This window comes from Bradyrhizobium erythrophlei (assembly GCF_900129425.1).
Classification (GTDB): Bacteria; Pseudomonadota; Alphaproteobacteria; order Rhizobiales; family Xanthobacteraceae; genus Bradyrhizobium; species Bradyrhizobium erythrophlei_C.
In genome coordinates this window covers 3,053,343-3,066,891 of the sequence record NZ_LT670817.1, presented here as the reverse complement: position 1 = coordinate 3,066,891, position 13,549 = coordinate 3,053,343, and the positions used below count along the sequence as shown (strand labels likewise).

The following is a 13,549-nucleotide window of genomic DNA, read 5'->3' as shown; positions in this document are numbered from 1 at the left end:
ACCCAACGCCGCCTTCGCAGGGCGGCACTTCAAGGAGACCAACCTATGCACTTCCAGGTTCTGAACATCGTCACCAAGCAATTCGTCGGATCGATCGAGGGCCCGACTCGCTGGCCCACGGGAGAGATGGCGGCCGTCGCGGCCGTCAGCCTCACCACCGAAACCGGGCAGAAGCACCAGCCCCGCCCCATCGTCGACGGCTCCGAATGGCGCGAGCGAGAACGTGGGCGCATGGAAGATGGCACCTACCTGCCGGTGCCGTGGACCAACGCGGTCTGGTTCCGCGAGCGTTACAACAGCGAACACTTCCTGCACCTGTCAATGGAAAAGGGCGGCTATGTCGCCTTCACCGAGGACGCGGAGAAGGGCGCGGCAGATCGCCAGACCCGCATGCGCGCTGGCGCCTACCTGAAACGATTCTTCGATGACGTACTGTCCGACGACGTGATCGCGCGGCTGGCAACCGAACTGGCCGCCGAAACCGAAAGCAACGAGGTTCGGTTCGCCGACACCGAAGACGAGATCGAACGGGTCTACCTCGACGGTCCGGATAGCTGCATGTCGCACGATGCGGAGGATTACGAAAGCAGCATCCACCCGGTTCGGGTCTACGCGGCCGGCGACCTGGCTGTTGCCTACCTTGAGCGGGACGACGCATCGCACTTCGACAAGCGCATCACCGCCCGCAGCGTCGTCTGGCCGGCCAAGAAGATCTTCACCCGTTTCTATGGCGACGAAGCGCGGTTAAAGCCCCTTCTGAAAGCCCTCGGCTACAAGGAAGGCGACCTCGAAGGCGCGCGCCTGCTCAAGATTGAGGAAGGCGGCGGCTGGGTTTGCCCCTACGTCGACTCCGTCGGCGATTTCGACGTCGGGAAAACGCACCTGATCCTCCGCCATCATGGCCGCTACAGCTGCTCCGACTCCGATCCGACCGGCATCTGCCCGCCCGACGGCAACAGAATTTCCTGCGACCGTTGCGAGGAGCGTGTGGACGAGGACGAGACCTGCAGCGTCAATACCTCGCGCCGATTCGAAGCGACGTGGTGTCGCCATTGCGAAGAGCGTCACGCCATTTTCTGCTCGGACGAAGGCATCAGCGTGCCGGAAGACGACGCGGTGTCAATGGCCGACGGCGATTACTGGTCGGAATGGAAGTTCCAAAACGACGGCGGCATCTGCGACAGCAACGGCAAGAACTATCCGGCGGACGATCTCTTCGAGGTCATCACCCTCAACGGGACCAAGAACTGGTGCGAAGATGAGCGCCGTAGTTATGCGACCAAGTGCGACGTCACCGGCAACTGGTACGCCGACGATGCCACCGTCGATCTGCCCGACGGCCGCACCGTAGGTTTCGACACCGAAGAGGCCAATGCGGCGGAAGCCGCTGCCGACGAGCCGCTGCCGCGCAAGCCGTCCCCCACCATCCACCATCCCGACCAACTCGAGATGCCAATCACGACCTGGACCCCCGCGTTCGCAGCGCGCTGAAACACCCAATCATCAAGGAGACCATCCATGTACCTCGAAACCACCACCATATCCGCCCCCGCAGCGGCGCCCGCCCCTCGCCTCGTCGCCGGCCTCGATGCGCTGGCGCGCATGATAAGCTACCGCCGCCCGGCGGGCAGCAGGACCGAGAGCAACTTCATCAAGAAGTGGTTGCTCCCGCTCGGCCTAAAGCAGGATGACTACGGCAACCTCTACATCCGGATCGGCGAGACCAACGTCATGTGGTCGAGCCATACCGACACGGTGCACCGGACGACAGGTATCCAGAACGTCGTCTGTGCCAAAGGCCTCGTCAAGCTTGCCAAGAGCGAACGCGAGTCGAACTGCCTCGGTGCTGACTGCACCGCGGGCGTCTGGCTGATGCGCGAGATGATCCTGGCCGGCAAGCCCGGCCTCTACATCTTCCACCGCGAGGAGGAGATCGGCGGTCACGGCTCTCGCCACATTGCCGACAAGCGAAACGATCTGCTCGAAGGCATCCAGATTGCGATCGCGTTTGATCGCAAGGGGACGACCTCGGTCATCACCCATCAGTTCGGGCGATGCTGCTCCGATCTGTTCGCTTCCCAGCTGGCTGGCTTGCTCGGCGGCGGCTTCACGCTGGATGACGGCGGAATCTTCACCGACACCGCCAACTACACGCACCTGATCCCGGAATGCACCAACATTTCGGTTGGAATGGAGCATTGCCACTCGCCGAAGGAGACGCTGGACATGGAGTTCCTGCTCGACCTGCGGGAGCGGCTGATCAACCTCGATACCAATTTGCTGATCGTATCGCGCAATCCGCTGATCGACACCGACGATCCGCACCCGCTCGACTGGAACAAGGATGATCGTGACTGGCTCAGCGATATCCGTTCCGGCCGCACGGTTGATCTGGATCGGGCCTCGCGCATGGGCATGAGCGACATTGTTCGCGAGTTCCCCGACGAGGTCGCCGACTTCCTCGAATGCTACGGCGTCGACGAGGAGCAGCTGGTCAAGCACGTCGAGCACTCGCTCGGCCTGCGGCGCCGCTACGGCGGCAAGTAACCACCAACGACCCGCGCGGCGGTTTCGCAGACCGCCGCGCGGCTTTCCACCACCCCACCAAAATCAAGGAGACCACCACCATGGCTAAACTGATCCTGTCGAGTTACCCGGCCGAGCGCAGCGAGCGCGGGTCTTTGCAAGTCTCAATCATGCTGAGCGGAAACGGCGCGCCGGTTCCGTCGAGAACGGTCGAGATCAAACGCGCAGCAGATGCGGCTGCGGCATTCGATGCGTACTGCGCTGACGTGACGGCAACCGGCAAGGGCGCTGCCGTCTCAATGAGGATCGGCAAGGGCGACCGATCCCCTCCCGGCTTCAAAAAATTGAAGGGCGCGGCCAACTTCCACGCCGTCAACGTCTGACAATCCGGGCGCCGCTTCGCAGGCGGCGCCCCCTTCCCCATCATCAAGGAGACCACACCCATGAAATCTATCGTCGCCGCCGCCCTCGCCCTCTCCGTCATGACGTCACCGGCCCGCGCGGCCGATCTGTCACCGGAGGAGCAGAGCTACGTTGTCATCATCTTGAACACGCTGATCGTCGCAGTCTCTTGTGACGGCTACACGACCGTAAACGGTTCGGGCGACGCGATCGCCGATCAGATCGGCATCGGCGCGGACATTGCGGCCGCCACCGGCGCCGCCATCAAAATGGGCACGCACCAAGATTACGACCGCAACCTGCTGATCCCAGAGGTCACCCGGTTCGTGAACCATACCAGCGACGCCATCGCCGATCTGCTGCGGCGCGACAAGCAAGCCTACTGCCGACAGTACGCCCCGCTCTTGATGAAGCGCGGCACCCTCGAACGCAAGTAACTCCCCACGCAGGCCAGCCAGCAAGGCGGCGCTTCGCAGGCGCCGCCCACACCACGTTCACACACAAGGAGACCAACTCAATGAACGCTCATGTCAAAATCGAGGGTGAGATCGCCCTACAGCGCAGCCTCGCCGACGTGGTTGCGGAATACGACGCCAAGAAGGCCGCCATCCCCGATGCGGTGAAGGCTTTTGAAAAAGCCGGCAACGACCTCAAGATGGCAGTGACGGTAGCCGGTCAGTTCGGCGATGTCAGCATCGATACCGGTCACGTCTATGCGCGCGACCTCGAGACTGGACTGCTCAAGTCGGCGTGGATGCACGTCTACGGCGGGCTCGATATCGCGCGCCTCGCCAGCCCGACCGACAAGCGGCTATGGGAGCAAGCCATCGCCTCCCCGCCGCCGTTCACGCTCGACAACATCCGCGGCACCTTCGGCAAGTTCTTGCTCGATCCGCGCGGCAACATCCTGCGCGGCCTCGCCGAAGTGTTCTGCGGCCTGGACGACGCCTACAAAAGCCACGACAAGGTCAAGGTCGGCGTCAAGGGCCTGCCGAAGCGCGTCATCCTCAGCTACGTCGGCAGCTACGGCTCCTACGGCCGCGACAAACTCAAGAGCGTCCTCAACGCGCTTGCCGTCTACCAAGGCAAGCCGCTGATCGATCATCGCGAGATCGAAGCGCTCTGCAAGAACGAGGACGCCCTCCTCGTGGACAGCGAGCTGGCCGCCGACCGGACGTGGGACAAGCCGTTCCCGATCGTCGGGCGCGGCGTCCGGCTGCGCACCTTCGGCAATGGCAACGGCCACCTGTTCTTCGAGCCGAAGGAGTTGCGCGATATCAACATGGCGCTCGCCGAGTTCTACGGCGACGTGCTGCCTGACACCGCCGACGACGAGCCGAAGAAAAAACAGAGCACGGCGGTCTCTAAGGACCTGCAATACTACCCGACGCCGGTGAAGGTGGTGAAGGAGATCCTTTACAAGATCGGAGACTACCGGCTTGAGGGCCAGCGCGTGCTCGAACCGTCCTGCGGCTGCGGGCGGTTCATGGATGCGCTGCGCGATGCCGGCGCCAACCCCTACGGCATCGAGGTCGATCCGAAGCGTGCGGCCGAGTGCAAGGCCAAGGGCCACACCGTCCTGCTCAAGAACTTCCTTGAGACGGTGCCGACGGGCGACTTCGATATGGTGGTGATGAACCCACCGTTCTACGGCAAGCACTACGCCAAGCACGTCCGTCACGCCTATGAGTTTTTGAAACCGGAAGGAAAGCTGATCGCGATCCTGCCGGCGACGGCTCGCTACGACCACGGGCTGCTCGATGATCTCGGCGAGAGCGCGTCGTATGGCGGCCGATGGGACGACCTCCCCGTCGGCTCGTTCAGCGAGAGCGGGACGAACATCAACACCACCGTCCTCACGATCTACAAACGCTAACCGGGCTTCGCAGGCCCATCACAAGGAGACCATCATGACTGAGATGACATGGACCACGATGCATATCGGCGGCCCGATACCAGCCAGCAAAATCGACGATCTACTCGCGACGATCGAGGATGACTTTTCCGAAATGGCCATCGGCCCTGATGATGAAAATCAGGTTCGCGACGTCGCCAACAAGAACGAGAGCCTGATCCTGCAAGGTCAGGTCAACTGCGGCAACCCCGCCACAGTTATCGACTTCTGTGTGGAGAACGACCTGCCGTTCTGGCTGCACTTCGACGCCGGATACGAGTGGGACTCCGGCATCCAGATTTGGAAGCCAGGCACCCACGTCGAGGAGTGCTCCGCCTCTGCACAGGGATACGAGCCGACGCTCAATCTCAAAGAGCTGCGCGGGCGCGAGTCGAGCGGCGAATACCTTCGCGAGGTCATCGACGACCTTGCTCGCTTCGAGAGCGACAAGGTCCCGCCGCTCACGATCAAGGATGGAGACGGTCAAGGGTGCTGCGCGTCATGCCGTGCCAAGGGTCTCGCGTGGGACCAACCGACGGAAACCGGGTACTGCTACCAGTGCGGCGCGCCTTTGTTCGACAAGCCGAAGGAGCCGGACGTGCAGGCCGCTGCCGAGAAAGCTCGCTCGCTCGGCGTGATGTTGTCGGGAGAGTCCATCGCTCTCGTCAATGAGGCCGCCAACATCGTCCGCAATGCCGCCGAGATCGCCCGTCTGCAAAAACTGAACGGCAAGATGCTTTCGACGCTAGATGGCATCCACGCCAAGATGGAAGCAGAGACTCTTTTCAAGGACAGGAGCGCCGAATGGCAAACCGATCTCTTCAACGAGATCGGATGCCTGATCGCCGAAGCGAAGGGCGAGTACGTCCCCGAGACCAACTAATCCACCAACCGGGCTTCGCAGGCCCAACATCAAGGAGACCAAACATGACGACCACTGCCGAAGTGTCGATCTTCGTCACGATCGACAACGAGGTCGCGCTGATTGGCGCCGCCAGACAGCGTTACCTCGACGAAAACCCAAACGAAACTGACGAGGACGCCAGCAACATCGTCCCCGACGGCGATGTCAGCGCCGCGCTGCGGATGCTGTTCGACCCCGGCGTGTCTCCGGATGGCTGCACGATCCTCGATTCAGAATGTGAGGTGTCCAATGGCTAAGGTCTTTATCGTTCAAGGCGACCACTTCCATGTCCCCGGCCGACCGATGACCGCGCACGCCACCAAGGCGGGTGCCGACAAGGTCGCCGCCGGACTCGTCAACGATCTGTTCGCATGGATCGAACAGCCCCAAGACGCCAAGCCGGAGACGTGGGAGGCCGATCTGCTTCGCGCCCGAAAGGCGCGCGCCGATCAGATGGGGTGCGACCTGGATCAACTCGGCGACGATGACGGCGACGTCTGGATCACCCAGCTGGAGGTCGACGGCACCCCGAGCGCCGCCCCGACTTTCGTGCCGACGAACCGCCACGGCGTGAAGCCGGGCTTCTACACGCGGCCGGATATCGTCCGGCTGCTTCGCCTGCATAAAATGTATCCCGAGCGGATACAGTTCATCGCCGACATGATGGAGTGAACCATGCTCACCAAGAAACCCGGATGCGAGCACCAGTTCGAGTGTGAGCCGAATTGCATGCCTGCGGTCCGCAACTCCTACCATTGCGACGACTGCGACGTGTCGTGGACCGACGAGTGGTCCTGCGGGTGCGATGACGAATGCCCTGAGTGCGGCGCCGCCATCTCTCCGGAGGAGTCGGAGGAACTCGATGCGTGTGCCTGCGAGTACCTGTGATGAAGCAGAAACTCCACTCCTTCGTCGTCACCGTCCGCATGGACAAGCCCTGCCCTCAATACGTCGCGCTCCGCGAGGCGCGCGACTGCATCCACGGCGAGTTCTACACCACGCCGCGGGACGACGGCGACCCTGAAAAGTTCAAGGTCGTCCGCTTCACCAAACTACCGAAGGGTCCGCGCAATTGATGCTCGACCGCTTTGAACGCGACCTCCTCTTCCTGCTGATCGGCCTCGTCGTTGGTTCGTTGATGACGATCGGCTGGACCTGGCGCTAACCCCAAACCAAAACAGGAGACCAACACCATGTCAGAACAATACGCCGTGTTTCTCGAGCGGAGACACAGAGGCGAGGAAGAAAGCGACCGCCGTCGCGTCACCGTCGGGCCGCTGCCAAGGCGACACGGTCGCAAGAGCAGGCCGGAACTGGTCTTGGAAATCGGCAGCGCCGACCAGTCCGCGACCGAGTTCCTCAGCCGCGAACAGTTCGAGGATCTTGTCGCCAACGCCCGCCGCGTCATGGGGTGGGACACCGTGAAGCTGGTGATGGAGGGCAAGCCCGCCGTCGAGACTACGGACGGCGGCCAGTCTCTGACCGGAGAGATTCCGGGCCCCGAGACCACCTTCGTCCGGCTGCATAGCTGGGATGAGGAGAAGGGGCATGCGCTGCTCAAGAAATTCATCGGCGAGCACAATGGCCTCCGCCGCGGCGGTACCGCGACGGGCAATAAAAAACTACGGATCACCGTCGAAGTGATCTGATACAATCCCAACCGGGCGTTCGCAGCGCCCTCTACAAGGAGACCATCAATGTTAAACCGTGAAGATATTAAGCCGGGCGACCGGCTGGAAATGCGTATGGGCAGCAATGTCCAACTCGTCGAGGTCAAGTCTGTCGGCGACGACGGGTTCATGTCGCAGTTCGGACCCATACCGTGGGGCAGTCTGCCCATGCTGGAGCGCGCAACGCCGGATACGTTCGACCTGACGGGAGCCGTCGAGGCGTACGACAAGGTGATGGCGACGGTCGATGGCGACATGCCGATCGAGATCGCGGCAGCGCCGCCCGCCAAGAAAAAGGAGAAGGCGGCACCGAAGGTCGAGACCAAAGCCGAAGTGAAGGCGACCGCAACGACGCGGCCCAAGACCAAGAGCGAGGAACTGGCGGCCGACATTGCCGCCCTCGCCCGCGCCCGTAATCCGCTCCTATGGATCGTGACGCGCGAGGAAGGCAGAGCCGAGAGTTATCTGGTGCAGGCGGCCGCTGCGGCTGGCTTCGTCCCGCGCATGTGGGATTGCGGTCAGGGGTTCACCGAACTGAACGGCGACCTCGCTAACCTTGGCGAGGACAACGGGAAAAGCATCGACGTTGCGCTCGCCCTGATTGCCAAGCGCGCCGCGGACCAAGCCGACCGCGGCGCGTGGATCATGCGCGATCTGCCGCCGTGGCTGATCGGACCTCCCGGCATGGTGACCTGCCGTCAGGTGCGTAATCTGGCGCGCTCGTTGCCCGGGATGCTGCCCGAGGGTGCTCAGGTTCTGATCGTGCTGTCGCCGTCCCGCGACGTTCCGCCGGAACTGGCAAACCATGCCACCGTCATGGAATGGCCGATGCCGGACCGCGACGAGATCGCGGCCCTGCTCGACGCTTCGATCAATTCGTTGCGGGAGTTCGATTACAAGATCGACCCCGATACCAAGAAGAAGATCTTCGATGCGGACGGCAAGCCGATACCGGACAAGACCAAACCGATCCGCGCGTTAGCGGCGCCCAACGGCGTGCGCGATTCTGCCGTCGACGCCGCTATCGGCCTCTCCGGTGAAGAGGCGCAGGCCTGCTTCGCCAAATCGCTGGTGCAGACGCGCAAGATCGACCCGGCGACGATCTCCAAGGAGAAAAAGCGCGTGATCGCCCGCGAAGGTAACTTGGAGTGGCTCGACCCGCTCGCTGGCGGCCTCGACGACGTCGGCGGTCTGGAGAACCTGAAAGAGTGGCTGATGGAGAGAAACCTCGCCTACAGCCCGAAGGCGCGCGACTACGGCCTGCCGCCGCCGAAGGGGTGCTTCCTCGTTGGCATCCCCGGCTGCGGCAAGACGCTGACCTCGAAGGCGATCGCCACCGCCTACGGCGGCATCCCCCTGCTCAAGTGGGATTTGGGCGCGCTCAAAGGCAAGTTCGTCGGCGAGTCTGAGGCCAACATGCGCAAGGCCCAAAGCACCATCGAGGCGATCGGTCGCTGCGTGGTGCTGATCGACGAGATCGAGAAGGCGCTTGCCGGCGCCACCCAAGGCGGTGCGGATGGCGGTGTCTCCTCCGATCAACTCGGCTCGTTCCTGCAGTGGATGCAGGAGCGCAAGGGCGAGTCGTTCGTGATCGCCACCGCGAACGATGTGTCGAGCCTGCCGCCGGAGCTACTCCGCAAGGGTAGGTTCGACGAGTTCTGGTTCGTTGGCCTGCCAAACAAGGTGGAGCGTCTGGGCGTGTTGCGGGCGGCGCTGAAAGCGCATGGCCGCAGTATCACAGACCTCGACCCCAACGGGATCGCGGACGTGATCGCGGCGACCGACCAGTTCACCGGATCGGAGATCGCCGCCATCGTGCCGGATGCGCTGTTCAAGGCATTCGCGGACGGTGCGCGGGCGATCACCGTTGACGACCTGGTCCGCGTCGCCACCAAGGTGACACCCCTGTCCAGAAGCCAAGCCGAGAAGCTCTCCAAGCTGAACGACTGGGTCAAGGAAAAGGGAGTGCGTAACGCCTCGGCCGAAGAAAAAACGGTCGTGGCGATGCCCAAGCGTGCCGCCGCTGCCGGCGGCCGCGTCCTCGATATCTGACCGCCCATGATCCGGGCGTATCAGAACTCGCTCGGCGGCTGGACCGCCGAGTATCGCGATCGGAATGGCTACTGGCGCATCGCCAAGGACGCCCGGTTCATTCCGATCTCATGCGCGACAGAAAAGCTTGCTCTGTCTGTCGCGCGCTGGCGGCGCCGCCGCCTGCAAGTCTGGCAATGACTACCCGCGGCGGATAACCGCCGCGGCAATACCGACCACCACCCCAACGCGGCTTCGCAGGCCGCATTCACCAAGGAGACCACCACTATGACGATCCGAACCACCACCATCCGCCCGGGTTACGTTGTGATTATGCGCACCGGTATCACCGGCAACGTCAAGTATTCCAAGACGATCCTCGAGGCCGACACCGAAGACGCTGACGGCAGCCTGAAAGGCAGATGGGAGACCGAGCGTGTGATCGCTAACGCCGCAGAGTTGAAGGAGGCGACGCAACTGAGGAGCAAGATGCGCGCCACCGTCACCAAAACCTGCGCGCCGATCTCGTTCGGTCTGCTCTGCCCGGAAGACAACTATGCGGCATTGAACCAATCGGTGGACGAGGCTCGCGCGCTCGCCGACGAGTTCAATCGTCGAGCCGCGACCACTCGCCTCAGCTTCGAGGTTGTTGCCGGCAAGATCGAAAGCGACGACGTCAAGGCGGTGCGAGCCATCAACGCCGAGGTCCGCGAGCTGCTCGCCGCGATGGAAGCTGGCATCAGCAAGTTCGACCCCAAGGCGATCCGGGACGCGGCCGACCGGGCGCGCGAGCTTGGCTCCATGCTCTCCCCTGAAATGGCCGAGCGCGTCAAGGATGCGATCAAGGTTGCTCGCTCCGCGGCTACCACGATCAAAAAGGCCGGCGAGCAAAGCGCGGCCGAGATCGACCTGTTGTCGATCCAGAAGATCACAGCCGCCCGGACCAGCTTCCTTGACCTCGACGAGGCGACGGAGGTCGCTGCCCCCATCCACGAGGGTCGCATGCTTGACCTGGCTCCGATCGAGATGGAGGAGGTGCCCGCGTATGAGAACGACATAATCCGGGACTCGGATGGGGTTCCGGTAACCGACGCTCCGGAGATCGACCTCGGAGAGTCACTCGCGCCGGCGGCTCCGGCCGTGCAGGTGCCACAGTTCGAGATGGACTGATCCACGTAACAGATCGGCGGCTTCGGCCGCCGATCCCATTTCCCATTCATCAAGGAGAGACCAACATGGCGTGCGACACTTGGAAAAGTACCCCCACCCAAACCCTCACCGAACGAAAGGAGGAGATCAAGAAGGTCATCGACCTCGTCGCGCAGGCGATCGTCAACGGCCGCGTCAAGCCGAAGGTCGGTCCGACTGGCGCGATCGCGTTCGAGGGCCTCGATGCCGCTGTCAATCGCAGGGGCGTCACCGACGCTTGCGTCTACCGGCGCATCATGTCCACCGGATCGGCGATGGCGAAACAGCAACTCGCCCGCGCCGAACAGCTCGCAGGTCGCCGTGTCGACGCCAAGGCGCTGGCTGGCGGGCATCACTCGCATGATGGTGGCAGGACATGGCACCACGGACACTGATAGCGATGGTATTGCCGGTGGCCCGCTTTCTAATCGGCGTGGCCGCCGCAAAAATCTGCCTACACTTCGATGCCCGCATCGTGGATGCGGTCGTCGTTGCTGCAGCAACTCCTGTTTGGCTCGGAAGCCTCACCAACGAGCTAGAGAACCCGGATCGCTAACCGCCCTTTCGCAGAGGGCATCAACCCCAATCAAGGAGACCAGCACCATGGGTGCAAATTTTGAGACGATGACGCTTGACGGCAAACTGGACCGCGAGGCGGTCAAGCAAAAGTTCGCGGAGGCCCAGGACCAAGACCGTTACGAGAACGGGCACTCCTACTCCGGCGGCTTCGGCATGGCCTCCGGCCTGATGTTCGTCGCCGGCGACGAGTTCGCCGACGCGAAATCGGCCAACGACTATCTCGACGCGAACTGCCGCAAGTGGGAGGAGGCACGCGCCGTGCGGTTCAAGCGCGGCGACAAAACCCACTGGATGATCGGCGCGATCTGTGCGTCGTGATCTGATGGCAAACCTCAGTAAGCCGATGAAGCGCGACGTCCAGCGACGGATCAAGGAGGCTGCCAGATACGTCGAGAGGCAATGGGGACATGGCTGGCCCCGGCTCGGCCAGACGCTACAGGAGGCGCTGGTGCGAGCCGAGATACTCGCCGAGATCAACCGTCTCGACTGCACCGGCACCGACCCGGCCGCGTATCGCGATCTGGTCGAGGACCTCGCCTTCGCCGCCATGCAATGGGAGGCGAAGTGATGGCAAACCTCAGCAAGCGGAGGCCATGGGCGGTTGAGATACAGCCGCCCGACCTCGATAGATGGTACGTCATGCAGGCCTATCGCGATGAGGACGAGGCGGAGGCTGGCGCTGCGCTCATGCGCAAGCGCTCGCCAAAGGCAACCTTCCGCGTGAGGAAGGTGATCGTCTGATGGCTTCACTCAGCACCCGCCGCCTCGAAGCCATCATCGAGGCCCTGCACGCCAAACTCGCCGGCGCTGTCGGCGACAGTGACGGCGACCTCCCCCGCGAGTTCTACGAAGGAGCGCTCGCGTGGGCCGAAGAACAACTCAACCGCCGTTCGCAGCGGCGCCAATCCAAGGAGACCGAACAATGAAGCGGCGATATCTCTTCCACGTCGTCTGCCCATCCTGCAACAAGTTATCGGACGTCGTCCGCGAGGATCGCGTCCCCGACCCTGCCGTCAGTTGCGGCGACTGCCTAATGGACAAGGCCGAGGTCGTCGCGATGAAGGTCGTGAAGGTCGAGGAGGTACCGTATGCCCCGTGAGTTCATGTGCCATTGGGGCAATTGCGAAAGCACCGATACCGTCATCTCGGTCACCATTCGCAGGTCTGAGATCCCTCGCTTTTGTTGCGAGGAACATGCCGCGGCGTACCTGATCCGTTGCGCCCGGCTACTGCACCCGAACGGCTCCCCGGGCGACGAAGCCTTGGGCGCCATCGAAAAGGCGATCGCGATATCGCTGCCGCCAGTGCGGCGCCGACTTTTCATCTAAACCAAGCCACCCACCCGCCGGTTCGCAGCCGGCATTCACAAGGAGACCACCAATGAACAATACCTCTGATAACGGAGCCGCTCTGATCGGGCTCCTCGTCATCCTGTCGCTCTACTTCATACCGACATCCATCAGCCTGATCCGCCGGCATCGTCAGACGCTCGCGATCTTCATGACCAACCTGCTCTTGGGATGGACGATCCTCGGCTGGATCGCCGCCCTGATCTGGGCCTGCACGGCGCCCAAATCGGAGAAGGTCGTCATCGTGCATCGCGACGACCGATAAATCCACCCACCTCGACCGCCGGTTCGCAGCCGGCATTCACAAGGAGACCACGACTATGGAACACGCAACTGCAGACTTCTCCAAGCTCGACGCCGACGCCTTCATCAACCTCTTGAAGGAGAGGGTACCGAAGATGTCGGCCGCCACGCGCGCAACCCTCGCCGTCAATATCGCAGTATCAGGCCTGTGCAAGAGACCCGATCTGGCGGACGGCCAGAAGGCAGACATCCTAAACGCCGCGTTGAATTTCTATCGGCTAACGGTGTTGGCGGACTTCCTCCAGATGGCCGTCACCTCGGAGGACGGCAAGCCCGGTGACCTGTTGATGGACCGCAGCGAAGCGTCAACCAAGACCCTGCGCTACCATCTGTCAACGGCGCTCCTGGCCTTCGTCGAGGATCAGAACAAAGCCGCTGATCGCTTCCGCACACTGTCCGCCATGCTGACGGAGGAGACAGCGCGATGAAACTGTTGCTTGCCTTTTTCCGTATCCGGCATCTGTTACAGATCGAGCAGATCGCCGGCGAGGTGACCGCAGAGATCGACGCCTACGATCGGGCGCTCGGAGGCACGCCTCCGCGCTACAACGATTCGAAGCCGCCGGACGCCGACGACTACAACGCCATACTCTCTATCACGGAGAGACTGCGGCGCTAAAAAAGGTGAGGCGGGAGTTCGCAGCTCCCGCCTCGTGCCCGAGAGGTTGGCTGCAAGGAGACCATCCCAGCGTCCATCAATCGG

Annotated in this window: 24 protein-coding genes; all 24 read left to right on the top strand. The window is 62.7% G+C overall.

Annotated elements, in window-relative coordinates; all coding sequences use genetic code 11:
• Positions 1-45 precede the first annotated feature (45 nt).
• The 24 genes from B5527_RS14315 (at position 46) to B5527_RS14215 (ending at position 13,465) form a co-directional block, all read left to right on the top strand.
• Positions 46-1,491, top strand: a complete 1,446-nt coding sequence (locus B5527_RS14315) for a hypothetical protein (RefSeq protein WP_079601915.1) — start codon at positions 46-48, stop codon at positions 1,489-1,491.
• 27 nt (positions 1,492-1,518) lie between these two features.
• Positions 1,519-2,547, top strand: coding sequence for a hypothetical protein (locus B5527_RS14310; RefSeq protein ID WP_079601913.1), 1,029 nt, complete (start codon positions 1,519-1,521; stop codon positions 2,545-2,547).
• An 80-nt stretch (positions 2,548-2,627) separates the two neighbouring features.
• Positions 2,628-2,909, top strand: a complete 282-nt coding sequence (locus B5527_RS14305) for a hypothetical protein (RefSeq protein ID WP_079601912.1) — start codon at positions 2,628-2,630, stop codon at positions 2,907-2,909.
• A 60-nt stretch (positions 2,910-2,969) separates the two neighbouring features.
• Positions 2,970-3,365, top strand: a complete 396-nt coding sequence (locus B5527_RS14300; RefSeq protein WP_079601910.1) for a hypothetical protein — start codon at positions 2,970-2,972, stop codon at positions 3,363-3,365.
• 80 nt (positions 3,366-3,445) lie between these two features.
• Entirely contained in the window at positions 3,446-4,804 is a 1,359-nt protein-coding gene (locus B5527_RS14295; protein ID WP_079601908.1) for a DUF4942 domain-containing protein, read from the top strand.
• Between the two features lie 43 nt (positions 4,805-4,847).
• A complete protein-coding gene (locus tag B5527_RS14290; protein WP_079601907.1) occupies positions 4,848-5,705 on the top strand; it encodes a hypothetical protein in 858 nt (285 codons plus the stop codon).
• Positions 5,706-5,749: 44 nt separating this feature from the next.
• Positions 5,750-5,983 (top strand): hypothetical protein, encoded by a 234-nt coding sequence (locus B5527_RS14285; protein ID WP_079601905.1) that lies wholly within the window; start codon positions 5,750-5,752, stop codon positions 5,981-5,983.
• Positions 5,976-6,398 (top strand): hypothetical protein, encoded by a 423-nt coding sequence (locus B5527_RS14280; protein ID WP_079601904.1) that lies wholly within the window; start codon positions 5,976-5,978, stop codon positions 6,396-6,398. The genes B5527_RS14285 and B5527_RS14280 overlap by 8 nt, the downstream gene beginning before the upstream one ends.
• A 3-nt stretch (positions 6,399-6,401) precedes the next feature.
• Positions 6,402-6,614, top strand: coding sequence for a hypothetical protein (locus tag B5527_RS14275; protein WP_079601902.1), 213 nt, complete (start codon positions 6,402-6,404; stop codon positions 6,612-6,614).
• Complete coding sequence (locus B5527_RS14270) at positions 6,614-6,802, top strand: hypothetical protein (protein WP_079601901.1); 189 nt, start codon at positions 6,614-6,616, stop codon at positions 6,800-6,802. The genes B5527_RS14275 and B5527_RS14270 overlap by 1 nt, the downstream gene beginning before the upstream one ends.
• Before the next feature lie 117 nt (positions 6,803-6,919).
• Entirely contained in the window at positions 6,920-7,375 is a 456-nt protein-coding gene (locus B5527_RS14265; RefSeq protein ID WP_079601899.1) for a hypothetical protein, read from the top strand.
• 48 nt (positions 7,376-7,423) lie between these two features.
• The gene (locus tag B5527_RS14260) at positions 7,424-9,448 is read left to right on the top strand and encodes an AAA family ATPase (protein WP_079601897.1); all 2,025 of its coding nucleotides are present in this window, start codon (positions 7,424-7,426) and stop codon (positions 9,446-9,448) included.
• Positions 9,449-9,454: 6 nt separating this feature from the next.
• The gene (locus B5527_RS43855) at positions 9,455-9,628 is read left to right on the top strand and encodes a hypothetical protein (RefSeq protein WP_154072232.1); all 174 of its coding nucleotides are present in this window, start codon (positions 9,455-9,457) and stop codon (positions 9,626-9,628) included.
• An 87-nt stretch (positions 9,629-9,715) separates the two neighbouring features.
• A complete protein-coding gene (locus B5527_RS14255) occupies positions 9,716-10,597 on the top strand; it encodes a hypothetical protein (RefSeq protein ID WP_079601896.1) in 882 nt (293 codons plus the stop codon).
• A gap of 65 nt (positions 10,598-10,662) precedes the next feature.
• Positions 10,663-11,010, top strand: a complete 348-nt coding sequence (locus tag B5527_RS14250) for a hypothetical protein (protein ID WP_079601894.1) — start codon at positions 10,663-10,665, stop codon at positions 11,008-11,010.
• Positions 11,011-11,218: 208 nt separating this feature from the next.
• Positions 11,219-11,512 carry a hypothetical protein gene (locus B5527_RS14245; protein WP_079601893.1) on the top strand — a complete coding sequence of 98 codons (294 nt, stop codon included), beginning with the start codon at positions 11,219-11,221 and terminating at the stop codon, positions 11,510-11,512.
• Between the two features lie 4 nt (positions 11,513-11,516).
• A complete protein-coding gene (locus B5527_RS14240) occupies positions 11,517-11,762 on the top strand; it encodes a hypothetical protein (RefSeq protein WP_079601892.1) in 246 nt (81 codons plus the stop codon).
• Entirely contained in the window at positions 11,762-11,935 is a 174-nt protein-coding gene (locus B5527_RS43850) for a hypothetical protein (RefSeq protein WP_154072231.1), read from the top strand. Before B5527_RS14240 ends, B5527_RS43850 begins: the two co-directional genes overlap by 1 nt.
• Complete coding sequence (locus B5527_RS14235; RefSeq protein ID WP_079601890.1) at positions 11,935-12,120, top strand: hypothetical protein; 186 nt, start codon at positions 11,935-11,937, stop codon at positions 12,118-12,120. The genes B5527_RS43850 and B5527_RS14235 overlap by 1 nt, the downstream gene beginning before the upstream one ends.
• Positions 12,117-12,293, top strand: a complete 177-nt coding sequence (locus tag B5527_RS43845; RefSeq protein WP_154072230.1) for a hypothetical protein — start codon at positions 12,117-12,119, stop codon at positions 12,291-12,293. The genes B5527_RS14235 and B5527_RS43845 overlap by 4 nt, the downstream gene beginning before the upstream one ends.
• The gene (locus tag B5527_RS14230; protein ID WP_154072229.1) at positions 12,283-12,522 is read left to right on the top strand and encodes a hypothetical protein; all 240 of its coding nucleotides are present in this window, start codon (positions 12,283-12,285) and stop codon (positions 12,520-12,522) included. Before B5527_RS43845 ends, B5527_RS14230 begins: the two co-directional genes overlap by 11 nt.
• A gap of 52 nt (positions 12,523-12,574) precedes the next feature.
• Entirely contained in the window at positions 12,575-12,808 is a 234-nt protein-coding gene (locus B5527_RS14225) for a superinfection immunity protein (protein ID WP_079601888.1), read from the top strand.
• A 55-nt stretch (positions 12,809-12,863) separates the two neighbouring features.
• Complete coding sequence (locus B5527_RS14220) at positions 12,864-13,274, top strand: hypothetical protein (protein WP_079601887.1); 411 nt, start codon at positions 12,864-12,866, stop codon at positions 13,272-13,274.
• A complete protein-coding gene (locus B5527_RS14215; RefSeq protein ID WP_079601885.1) occupies positions 13,271-13,465 on the top strand; it encodes a hypothetical protein in 195 nt (64 codons plus the stop codon). The genes B5527_RS14220 and B5527_RS14215 overlap by 4 nt, the downstream gene beginning before the upstream one ends.
• The last annotated feature ends 84 nt before the right edge of the window (positions 13,466-13,549 follow it).

Bases quoted from the DNA above. Each gene is read 5' to 3' on its own strand.
- B5527_RS14315 (WP_079601915.1), top strand. From the start codon at position 46: ATGCACTTCCAGGTTCTGAACATCGTCACCAAGCAATTCGTCGGATCG.
- B5527_RS14310 (WP_079601913.1), top strand. From the start codon at position 1,519: ATGTACCTCGAAACCACCACCATATCCGCCCCCGCAGCGGCGCCCGCC.
- B5527_RS14305 (WP_079601912.1), top strand. From the start codon at position 2,628: ATGGCTAAACTGATCCTGTCGAGTTACCCGGCCGAGCGCAGCGAGCGC.
- B5527_RS14300 (WP_079601910.1), top strand. From the start codon at position 2,970: ATGAAATCTATCGTCGCCGCCGCCCTCGCCCTCTCCGTCATGACGTCA.
- B5527_RS14295 (WP_079601908.1), top strand. From the start codon at position 3,446: ATGAACGCTCATGTCAAAATCGAGGGTGAGATCGCCCTACAGCGCAGC.
- B5527_RS14290 (WP_079601907.1), top strand. From the start codon at position 4,848: ATGACATGGACCACGATGCATATCGGCGGCCCGATACCAGCCAGCAAA.
- B5527_RS14285 (WP_079601905.1), top strand. From the start codon at position 5,750: ATGACGACCACTGCCGAAGTGTCGATCTTCGTCACGATCGACAACGAG.
- B5527_RS14280 (WP_079601904.1), top strand. From the start codon at position 5,976: ATGGCTAAGGTCTTTATCGTTCAAGGCGACCACTTCCATGTCCCCGGC.
- B5527_RS14275 (WP_079601902.1), top strand. From the start codon at position 6,402: ATGCTCACCAAGAAACCCGGATGCGAGCACCAGTTCGAGTGTGAGCCG.
- B5527_RS14270 (WP_079601901.1), top strand. From the start codon at position 6,614: ATGAAGCAGAAACTCCACTCCTTCGTCGTCACCGTCCGCATGGACAAG.
- B5527_RS14265 (WP_079601899.1), top strand. From the start codon at position 6,920: ATGTCAGAACAATACGCCGTGTTTCTCGAGCGGAGACACAGAGGCGAG.
- B5527_RS14260 (WP_079601897.1), top strand. From the start codon at position 7,424: ATGTTAAACCGTGAAGATATTAAGCCGGGCGACCGGCTGGAAATGCGT.
- B5527_RS43855 (WP_154072232.1), top strand. From the start codon at position 9,455: ATGATCCGGGCGTATCAGAACTCGCTCGGCGGCTGGACCGCCGAGTAT.
- B5527_RS14255 (WP_079601896.1), top strand. From the start codon at position 9,716: ATGACGATCCGAACCACCACCATCCGCCCGGGTTACGTTGTGATTATG.
- B5527_RS14250 (WP_079601894.1), top strand. From the start codon at position 10,663: ATGGCGTGCGACACTTGGAAAAGTACCCCCACCCAAACCCTCACCGAA.
- B5527_RS14245 (WP_079601893.1), top strand. From the start codon at position 11,219: ATGGGTGCAAATTTTGAGACGATGACGCTTGACGGCAAACTGGACCGC.
- B5527_RS14240 (WP_079601892.1), top strand. From the start codon at position 11,517: ATGGCAAACCTCAGTAAGCCGATGAAGCGCGACGTCCAGCGACGGATC.
- B5527_RS43850 (WP_154072231.1), top strand. From the start codon at position 11,762: ATGGCAAACCTCAGCAAGCGGAGGCCATGGGCGGTTGAGATACAGCCG.
- B5527_RS14235 (WP_079601890.1), top strand. From the start codon at position 11,935: ATGGCTTCACTCAGCACCCGCCGCCTCGAAGCCATCATCGAGGCCCTG.
- B5527_RS43845 (WP_154072230.1), top strand. From the start codon at position 12,117: ATGAAGCGGCGATATCTCTTCCACGTCGTCTGCCCATCCTGCAACAAG.
- B5527_RS14230 (WP_154072229.1), top strand. From the start codon at position 12,283: ATGCCCCGTGAGTTCATGTGCCATTGGGGCAATTGCGAAAGCACCGAT.
- B5527_RS14225 (WP_079601888.1), top strand. From the start codon at position 12,575: ATGAACAATACCTCTGATAACGGAGCCGCTCTGATCGGGCTCCTCGTC.
- B5527_RS14220 (WP_079601887.1), top strand. From the start codon at position 12,864: ATGGAACACGCAACTGCAGACTTCTCCAAGCTCGACGCCGACGCCTTC.
- B5527_RS14215 (WP_079601885.1), top strand. From the start codon at position 13,271: ATGAAACTGTTGCTTGCCTTTTTCCGTATCCGGCATCTGTTACAGATC.